Origin of the sequence: Amycolatopsis sp. M39 (genome assembly GCF_001651785.1) — a bacterium.
Taxonomy (GTDB): domain Bacteria; phylum Actinomycetota; class Actinomycetes; order Mycobacteriales; family Pseudonocardiaceae; genus Amycolatopsis; species Amycolatopsis rubida.
The window spans coordinates 18544-27559 of record NZ_LWSF01000048.1 but is presented as its reverse complement, the minus strand read 5'-3'; the positions used below and the strand labels follow the sequence as shown (position 1 = coordinate 27559).

Annotated in this window: 7 protein-coding genes; 5 read left to right on the top strand and 2 right to left on the bottom strand. The window is 68.8% G+C overall.

The window, feature by feature from the left end; all coding sequences use genetic code 11:
• The first annotated feature begins 303 nt into the window (after positions 1–303).
• The 5 genes from A4R44_RS44490 to A4R44_RS44470 all read left to right on the top strand — a co-directional run bounded on the left by A4R44_RS44490 (position 304) and on the right by A4R44_RS44470 (position 5958).
• The gene (locus A4R44_RS44490; RefSeq protein WP_067595566.1) at positions 304–1557 is read left to right on the top strand and encodes a nucleotide disphospho-sugar-binding domain-containing protein; all 1254 of its coding nucleotides are present in this window, start codon (positions 304–306) and stop codon (positions 1555–1557) included.
• Positions 1548–2681 carry a sensor histidine kinase gene (locus A4R44_RS44485; RefSeq protein WP_067595564.1) on the top strand — a complete coding sequence of 378 codons (1134 nt, stop codon included), beginning with the start codon at positions 1548–1550 and terminating at the stop codon, positions 2679–2681. The genes A4R44_RS44490 and A4R44_RS44485 overlap by 10 nt, the downstream gene beginning before the upstream one ends.
• A gap of 261 nt (positions 2682–2942) precedes the next feature.
• Complete coding sequence (locus A4R44_RS44480) at positions 2943–3626, top strand: PIG-L deacetylase family protein (protein ID WP_067595562.1); 684 nt, start codon at positions 2943–2945, stop codon at positions 3624–3626.
• A gap of 64 nt (positions 3627–3690) precedes the next feature.
• Entirely contained in the window at positions 3691–4983 is a 1293-nt protein-coding gene (locus tag A4R44_RS44475; protein ID WP_067595560.1) for a nucleotide sugar dehydrogenase, read from the top strand.
• A gap of 15 nt (positions 4984–4998) precedes the next feature.
• Positions 4999–5958, top strand: coding sequence for an NAD(P)-dependent oxidoreductase (locus A4R44_RS44470; RefSeq protein ID WP_067595558.1), 960 nt, complete (start codon positions 4999–5001; stop codon positions 5956–5958).
• A gap of 53 nt (positions 5959–6011) precedes the next feature.
• Here the strand turns inward: A4R44_RS44470 and A4R44_RS44465 are convergent, their stop codons facing one another.
• The gene (locus A4R44_RS44465; RefSeq protein ID WP_067595556.1) at positions 6012–6200 is read right to left on the bottom strand and encodes a LuxR C-terminal-related transcriptional regulator; all 189 of its coding nucleotides are present in this window, start codon (positions 6198–6200) and stop codon (positions 6012–6014) included.
• On the bottom strand, positions 6197–8785 hold the full coding sequence (locus A4R44_RS44460; RefSeq protein WP_067595554.1) for a helix-turn-helix transcriptional regulator: 2589 nt from the start codon (positions 8783–8785) through the stop codon (positions 6197–6199). Before A4R44_RS44460 ends, A4R44_RS44465 begins: the two co-directional genes overlap by 4 nt.
• Positions 8786–9016: the final 231 nt, after the last annotated feature.

Genomic DNA, 9016 nt, shown 5'->3' with positions numbered 1-9016 from the left:
CAGTCCGACGAATGCTCATCACAATTCCCCTCCGATCACAGCCATCGGCTGCTCCAGCGCCGCCTTGGCGAGCGAGTCCCCGGAATGCCCACGAAAAGCTATGCGCGCCGACCCCCGGATCCCCACCCCTAACGGCCCCTAACCCCGGTCCGCACCGGGGCGAGCGAGGAAGATTTCCGCGCGGGGACAGGGGTTCGGGACCCCTACGCCGTATTGCCGGGTCTGCCGCGGGGCCCGCCGCGATTACCGTTTCCCCAGCAGTGTTTCCCGGACCCCGGCATCGGAGAGTGCGTTGTGCGAGTCATGTTGATGGTCTTCCCGACGAGGACGCACGTCTACAGCATGGCCCCGGTCGGCTGGGCGCTGGCCGCCGCCGGGCACGAGGTGCGGTTCGTCGGCCAGCGCAATCCCCGCGAGGTCCTGCCCTTCGCCGAGACCGGCCTCGACGCGATGTGGTTCGGCGAGGACCTCGACATCGCGGAGCACCGGCGGCTCAGCGCCGGCGGCGACGACACCGCGCACAGCGAGCACCAGCTTTCGGAAAGCCGCCCGGAGCGCTACACCGAGGAGTACGTGCGCACCGTCTACGACGGCTGGGTCGACGTTTTCCGCTGGAACACGCCGGAACCGCTGCTCAACGAACTCGTCCGGTTCGCCCGGCACTGGCAGCCGGACCTCGTCGTATGGGACCCGCTGGTCTACACCGCGCCGATCGTCGCGCAGGCGGTCGGCGTCCCGCACCTGCGGATGATGTACGCGGCCGACCAGACGGCGCGAATCGGCGCGCAGTACCGGGACCTGCGCGCGAGCAAGCCCGAGGACACCAGCCCGGACCCGTTCGTGGAATGGATGTCTGCCGCGGTGGGCCGCTACGGCGCGGACTACGACGAGAACCTGCGCTACGGCGTCAAAACCATCGACTGCCACCCGTCCTACCTCCGGTACGACGGCGTCGACGTCGACTACCTCCCGGCGCGGTTCGTGCCGTTGAACAAACCGATGGCGCTGCCGCGCTGGGTGGTCGAACCCCCGTCGCGCCCGCGCGTCATGCTGACCCTCGGCATTTCCAACCGGCAGACGCTCGGCGAAGAGGAGACCTCGGTCTCCGCGCTGCTCGACGGCCTTTCCGACCTCGACGTCGAAGTGATCGCGACGCTCAACGCGGAGCAGCTCGCGTCGGTGGACAAGGTCCCGGACAACGTGCGCGCGGTGGACTTCGTGCCGATGTACGAGCTTCTCGCGAGCTGCTCGGCCATCGTGCACCAGGGCGGCGGCGCGACGATCGGCAACGCGGTGGTCAACGGTGTCCCTCAGCTGGTGATCCCCGGCACCACGTGGAGCGAGCGGATCTCCGCGCTCGCACAGGTGAAGCGCGGCAACGGCCTGATGGTGGACCTCGAGGACGTCACTCCGAGCACCGTCCGAAGCGGACTTCAGCGGTTGCTGGAGGAACCGTCCTTCCGGGAGTGCTCGCTGGAGGTCCGGGACGAGATGCTGGCCGCGCCGACGCTTGACGACCTCGTACCGGAACTGGAGCGGATCGCTCGATGCCGGTGACGCAGCGGCCCCGCGTCGTCCGCACCATCGGCTTCCTCCTCGCGAGCTTTCCCCTCCGGATCGTCGCGTTCGTGCTCGTGCTCGCCACGACCGTGCTCGGCATCGCCACCACCATGCTGTGGATCGGCATCCCGATCCTGATCACCGCGACTTCGACGGCCCGCGGCTTGGCCGGCGTGGAACGCCGCTGGGTGCGCACCATGCTCGGCGTCGACGTCCCGCCGCCCCGCAGGCTGCCGCACGGCGCCGGGCTGCTGCTGACGTGGCAGACCCGGCTCGTGGACCCGGCCACGTGGCGCGAACTGATCTACGCCTTGCTCGCGTTCCCGCTGGGCATCGTGGAATTCGTGGCCGGGATCGTGTCCGCGGCCGTGCCGCCGTTCGGCATCTTCGTGGCACCGCGGATCGGGGCGATGCACGGCGCGTTGGCGCTGTCGATGCTCGGGCCGGACCGGACGGCGCGGCTGGAGGCCCGCACCCGGCAGCTCAAGGATTCGCGTGCCCGCGGCGTCGACGCCGTGGAGAGCGAGCGCAAACGCATCGAACGCGACCTGCACGACGGGGCGCAGCAGCGGCTGGTCGCCGTGGCGATGAGCCTGGGCCGGGCGCAGCTGAAGCTTGACGTCGACGATCCTGCCGATCCCGCCGCCACCGCCGCCGTGCGCGAACTGGTCGGCGCGGCCCACGCCGACGCGAAACTCGCCGTGTCCGAGCTGCGCGACCTCGCCCGGGGGATCTACTCCCCGGTGCTGCAGGACCGCGGTCTTGACGCCGCGCTGTCGGCGCTGACCGCGCGGATGCCGATTCACGTGGACGTCAAGGTGACGGTGGAACCGCGGCCGCCCGCGCCCGTGGAGACCACGACGTACTTCATCGTCAGCGAAACCCTCGCCAATATCGCCAAGCACGCGGGCGCGGACCGCGCGTCGGTGCGCGTGACCCGCGACGACGACACGGTGGTCGTCGAGATCATCGACAACGGTCACGGCGGCGCGTCCGTGCGTCCCGGCGGCGGGCTGGCCGGCCTCGCCGACCGGGCAGGCACCATCGACGGCGTGCTCACCGTGGTCAGCCCGGCGGGCGGGCCGACGGTCGTGCGCGCCGACCTTCCCGTCCGCTGGTGAAGCGCGACCAGCTGCTCGTCGGAGCTGCCCGGGTTCCTTCCGCGTCGCATGCCCGCCCGGCGTCCGGACGGCACGAGCGCGAACCGACCCCCTAATGGCCCTGCGCACCGGCCCGCCCGCTCGGCCAAGGTCCGCTTTAGACGGTCTTTAGGGGTTGTCGCAGACCTCGGCGGATGTCAAATTTTTCTTGCGTTCCAAGCCATTTCGCACGGCTCGTTTCCGCTGGGGGTTTCACCGCCCGGACAAGGACTGGGGAATCGTATGCACACGTTGACACGCAGGCTGCTGGTGGTGGGAGCCCACGGCGACGACGAAACGCTCGGCGCGGGCGGCACCATCGCCCGGCTCGCCGACGAAGGCGTCACCATTTCGCTTTGCATCCTCACCAACGACGACGGTTCGCGCTCGGCCGCCGGCACCGAAGTCACCAACCGCACCGACGCGATCGAACTCGCCGCCAAAACACTCGGCATCGAACGCGTCCGAGTACACGAATTCGGCGACAACCGCCTCGACACCGTCAGCCACCTCGCACTCAACCAGGTCGTCGAACGCGAAGTCCGCGAATTCGAACCCGACACCATCTTCGCCACCAGCATGTGCGACCTCAGCACCGACCACGCGCTCGTCAGCCGCGCCGCACGAGTCGCGGGACGGCCCGGCAAAGGCCCGGTCCGCGAAGTGCGCACCTTCGAGATCCGCTCCGCCACCGACGTCGGAGAGGCCTCCGGACTGCCCGTCACCTTCCGGCCGAACTGCTGGCAGATTCTCGACGAATCACACGTCGAACGCAAAATCGAAGCCCTGCGCGCCTACGGCAAGGAACTCGAACCGTGGCCGAACCCACGCAGCGAACGCGGCGTCCGCGCCCTCGCCGAATACCGCGGCTCCCAGGTCAGCGCCGGACTCGCCGAGGCCTTCGAAATCGTCCGTTCGGTCCGATGACCGGCTTTTCCTCCGCTTTTCCGCTCGCTTTTTCCACTGCCCATCCAGAAACGGGTGACCAGGAATGACCAGTACTGTCGCTGAATTCGAGACCATCGCCGAACGGAACGAGCTGACGTCGGTCGCGGTGATCGGGATGGGCTACGTCGGCCTGCCGACCGCGCTCGGCCTGCACGCCGGCGGCGTGGGCGTGATCGGCATCGACCTGTCGCAGAACCGCCTCGACTCGATCCGCTCGGGCGAGGTCGACCTCATCGAAGCCGACCACCGCCGGCTTGAGAAAGCCGTGCACCAAGAGGACTTCCAGCTCACCGCGGACTCGGCGCGGATGGCCGAAGCGGACGCGGTGCTGGTGTGCGTCCCGACCGGGCTCGACGAATACCTCATGCCCGACCTCGGCCCGCTGGAGGCGGCGTGCGCGGCGCTGGTCGCGAACGCCCGCCGCGGCCAGACGTTCATCCTCACCTCGACCAGCTACGTCGGCACCTCGAACCGGCTGCTGGTGAAACCACTGGTGGCCAAGGGATTCACCATCGGACGCGACCTGTTCGTGGCGTCCAGCCCAGAGCGGATCGACCCGGGCAACGTCACACACACCCAGGCGGAGACGCCGCGGGTGCTCGGCGGCGTGACCCCGGTGTGCACGGCGATGGCGCAGCGCGTGATCAACGTGCTCACCCCGGCCGTGCACTGCGTCAGCTCGCCGGAAGCAGCCGAGATGACCAAACTGTATGAGAACACCTTTCGCGCCGTGAACATCGCACTGGCCAACGAGTTCGCCGAAATCAGCGACGGCTTCGCGATCGACCCCATCGAAGTCATCGACGCGGCAGCCAGCAAGCCATACGGCTTCATGGCGTTCCATCCCGGCCCCGGCGTCGGCGGCCACTGCATCCCCTGCGACCCGCACTACCTGCTCTGGCAGCTGCGCGCGACGCAGAGCAACGCGCCATTGGTGACCCAGGCGATGCACGCCATCGCGGAGCGCCCGAAGCAGGTTGTCGACCGCGTACTGAACACACTGTCCCGCGAAGGCAAGGGCATGGCGGGTACGCGCGTGCTGGTGGTCGGCGTGACCTACAAGCCCGGTGTCCAGGACGTGCGTTCGTCGTCCGCGCTCGACATCATCGACCTGCTCGCCGCGAAGGGCGCGAAGGTCGGCTACTACGACCCGCTGGTCCCGAACGTCCGAGTGACCGGCGGTTCCCTCGACACCGTCCCTGAGCCGGAGGGCCAGGACTGGGACGTCGCGCTCATCCACACCGTCCAACCCGGCCACGACTACGACTGGCTCGCCGACTGCCCGACCGTCATCGACGCCACCTACCGCCTCGACCGCGCACTCTTCGCGAACTGAGAAAGGGACACTAACGTGCGTTACCTCATCACCGGAGGCGCCGGGTTCATCGGCTCCCACCTCACCGAGCACCTCCTGGCCCGCGGCGACGAGGTCGTCGCACTCGACAACCTCAGCACCGGCACCCTCGACAACCTCGCCAGCGTCGCCGGGCACCCGGGTTTCCGCTTCGTGCGCGGCTCCATCACCGACCCGAACGCAGTCGAATCGTGCATGGCGGGCATCGACGCGATCTTCCACCTCGCCGCCGCGGTCGGCGTGTTCACCATCCTCGACAAGACCATGGACAGCCTCCGCACCAACCTGCACGGCACCGAAAACATGCTCGACGCGGCGCTGCGGCACGACGTGCCGATCCTCGTCGCGTCCACCAGCGAAATCTACGGCAAGAACACCGCGGACGGCCTGCGCGAAGACGACGACCGGATCATCGGCTCGCCGTTGAAGAACCGCTGGTCCTACGCCGAGGCGAAGGCGCTGGACGAGACGTTCGCCCACCTGTACGCGGTAGAGCACGGCCTGCGCACGGTGATCGTGCGGCCGTTCAACACCGTCGGCCCCCGCCAAACCGGACGCTACGGCATGGTCATCCCCCGGTTCGTCACCCAAGCCCTGACAGGCGAACCCATCACCGTCTTCGGCGACGGGCAACAGACGCGCTGCTTCTGCCACGTGCACGACGTCGTACCCGCACTGGCGGAGCTGCTCGCCGACGACACCGCCTACGGCAAGGTCTTCAACCTCGGCAGCAACGAACAGACCACCATCTCCCAGCTCGCCGAGCGCGTGATCGGCGCGACCGGTTCAAGCAGCACCATCGCGAAGGTGCCCTACGAAGAGGCATACGGCGACGGGTACGAGGACATGCAGCGCCGCATCCCCGACTGCACCCGCGCGTACAACCAGATCGGCTTCGTGCCGACGCGCTCGCTGGACGACATCATCGCCGCGGTCGTCGCCGACCGCCGATCCTGACCTGTTCCCGGTTCCGGTGAAGGGCCTCTCGCGGATCTCGCGCGAGAGGCCCTTCACGCGTTCCGGAGCTTGACGTAGACGGCGGCAAGGTGGCTGGCGGCGGTGTTCGCGGACACTCCCAGTACCTCCGCGATCACCGCGACCGGCGTGCCCTGCGCGGCGAGTTCCGCGACCCGCAGCTCTACGTCGGTCAGCACTCTCGCCCCGCATTCGGCCAGGCTTTCCGTCAGCTTCTCCGTCACTGCCCGGCACCGGCCAGTTCGCCCGCCAGCGCGCTCCGTCCGGCCACGCCGAGTTTCCGGTACACCCTGGTCAGATGTTGTTCCACAGTGGACACTGTGATGTACAGCGTCTCCGCGATCTGGCGGTTGGTCCGCCCGTGTGCCGCGAGTTCCGCGACCCGCAGTTCGGCGTCGCTCAGCGCGATCGCGGCCGGCCCGTCCGGATCCGCGCGCGGCGGCTCCGGTCTCGATGCCACCGGACGAGGCGTGAGCGGACGCAACGGCTGTCGTGGTACCTGAACCGGCTTCACCAAGCCTGCCGAGCGTTCCGCGCGCTGGCCGAGCTGGTTGATCGCGCGGACGGTGCGAGCCAGTTCGAGCCGGTCGCCGGATTCCTTGAACGCCTCCGCCGCCCGGTTCAGCAAACCGGACCGCGCGCCGGTGTCTCCCGCGAACGCCAGCACCCGCAGCGCCACCGCCTGAGAGAACGAGTCCGTCGTGTCCGCCAGCTGCTGTTTCGCCAGCTCGACCGCCAAGGTCGGGTTGCGCAGCCGGAGGTTCGCCTCGGCGAGGTCGGTCCGCCACGGTGCCACGGCGGGCAGGTCGAGGTCGCTGTCCCGGAGAATCCGCTGGCATTGCTGGAAATCGCTCACCGCGGAGAGCCCTCGGTTCGTGGCAAGATGGAACTGTCCGCGCGCGCGGAGAAACCGCACCCCGCCGAGCGTCGTGAACACCGATTCCGGCAGTGCGTGGCGCAATACCCCAGCCGCGGCCTTGAACGCTCCTGCCGCGGTGTACGCGGTCAGCATCGTGGCGAGCGGATACGTGATCGCGACGCCCCAGTTCGGTTCGTCAAGCAGCGCGAGCGCTCGGCTCGCCGCCTCCGCCGCGGTGGCCGGCTCGCCGCGACGCAGCAGGAGACTCGCGCCGATAGCGTCGAGCATCGCCTTCCACGTCACCGCACCGCGATACTCCGCTTCCTCGGCCAGCGACGTGCACCAGCCTTCCGCGCGGTCCGCCTTGCCGTCGTAAGCCAGTGCGAGAATCGCGGTGGCCAGCGCTTCCAGCGACGTGTCGGACAGCCGGCAGTTCTGGAGAATCCGTTCCGCACACACCGAAGTCTCTTCGCTGCCACCGACCTGCCAGACGGACGCGAGCGTGGTCGCCGTGCGCATCCAGGGATCCGATGCGTCGACCGACAACGCCGGTACCGTGCCGTAATGCCAATGCGCGGCAAGCGTCAGCTCGGCAGCCGTCCGCGGGTGCAGCGGCTCGAGGTCGTCGCCCAGCCTGACCAGCGCGGACTCGAAGGTCTCCCGGTCGCCGAACCACAACGACTGGCGCACCACCGCGATCCGGTCGGACTGGTCGAGCGATTCGGCTTCGCGCAACGCCGCGAGATGCGGAGCGGCCGCCGCCGGATTGACCCGCCACGTGATCTTGGCCAGCAGCTGCGAAATCATCTGCTGCTCCCACGACGCGGCAGTCGTCGACGCCGCCAGCTGCAGGCAACGGGTAGCGAAGTCGACGTCGTCGCCGAGCATCACCTGCTCCGCCGCCGCGACCAGCACCGGCAACGCCCACTCCGCCTGAGCTTCGCCCGCCGCCACGAGATGCCGGGCGACCTCCGGTGCCGGCAACCCTCGTGCATGCTTCACCTCAGCAGCCCGGATGTGCAACTGCACTTTCTCGGATCCGCGCAACCCGCCGACGACCGCCGCCGCGGCCGGCTGCTGGCGGAACCGCACGCCGTCGACCAGCCCAGTCTCCACAAGCAACCCCGCGGACGCCTCCGCCTCGACCGGGTCCACGCCCGCGACTGCCGCGACCGCGTCCGTCGTCACGTCGGTGTCCAGCACCGCGATCGCCGTCGCCACTTCCCGCAACGGCGAACCGTAGCGATGCAGAAGCCGTTGCACCGCGTCGGAATATACCGGTCCGTCGTCAACCGAGCTGCGACGTGCGTCGACCAAAGCGCTGACCAGCAACGGATTTCCCGCGCTCAGCCCGTGGATCCGCTCGGCTTCGCCGTGGTCCGGGACCAGCTGCGCGATCGCCTCCACCGTGAACGGCGTGAGATGCACGTACCGGTGCGGCTGCGCGGCGAAGTTCATGCCCTCGCCGGAATACCACCCGTCCGGCTGCGTCAGCACCAGCAGCATCCCCGCCGACCGCGCCCGCCGCTGCAACCGCAGCAACAACCGCGCCGACGTCTCGTCAACGTGCTGCACATCGTCGACCGCGATCAGCAGCGACCGCTCCCGCGCCAACCGGTGCAACGCGCTGCACAAGGCGGCGATCCGGTCCTCGCCGTCCGCCGCGGCCAGCATTTCGCGCGGCAACGCCGGGCTCGCCAGCAACTGGTCCAGCACACCTCCGTCGACGTCGCGCTCGTCGGCCGCTCCCGCCGCGGTGAGCGTCAGAACGCCCAGCTCGCGAGCTCGCGCCACCACTTGGTTCTGTACCTGCGTTTTCCCGCTGGCCGGTCCTCCGCCGACCAATACCGTGTCTCCTGCCCCCGCATCGCATTCGATCAGCAGGCCCTCCAGGAGGGACACTGCTTCGTTCGGCTCGGTGCGGCGGTTCTGCCCCCAGTTCACGCCCATCGCAAGCTCCTCGACCCAACGGTCATCTTCCTGCGTGTGCCACAGTCGCAGCCGCCCCCTAAGCCCAGCCAACCGCGATCTAAAGTCACTCAATCTGGTGATCACGATTACCAAGCGTCGCGGTTGCCCCGGCTTTCACCGGCGGCCGCCTGAGGGCGAGAGGCAGATTTCCTCCACGGGGACGGGGTTTTGGCTCCGGAAAGTGATCTTGGCTGCCTCGCTTCGACAGTA

What these genes read in the sequence shown, in the direction of transcription:
- A4R44_RS44475 (WP_067595560.1), top strand. Translation starts at nt 3,691, where the DNA reads ATGACCAGTACTGTCGCTGAATTCGAGACCATCGCCGAACGGAACGAG.
- A4R44_RS44480 (WP_067595562.1), top strand. Translation starts at nt 2,943, where the DNA reads ATGCACACGTTGACACGCAGGCTGCTGGTGGTGGGAGCCCACGGCGAC.
- A4R44_RS44460 (WP_067595554.1), bottom strand. Translation starts at nt 8,785, where the DNA reads ATGGGCGTGAACTGGGGGCAGAACCGCCGCACCGAGCCGAACGAAGCA.
- A4R44_RS44490 (WP_067595566.1), top strand. Translation starts at nt 304, where the DNA reads ATGTTGATGGTCTTCCCGACGAGGACGCACGTCTACAGCATGGCCCCG.
- A4R44_RS44485 (WP_067595564.1), top strand. Translation starts at nt 1,548, where the DNA reads ATGCCGGTGACGCAGCGGCCCCGCGTCGTCCGCACCATCGGCTTCCTC.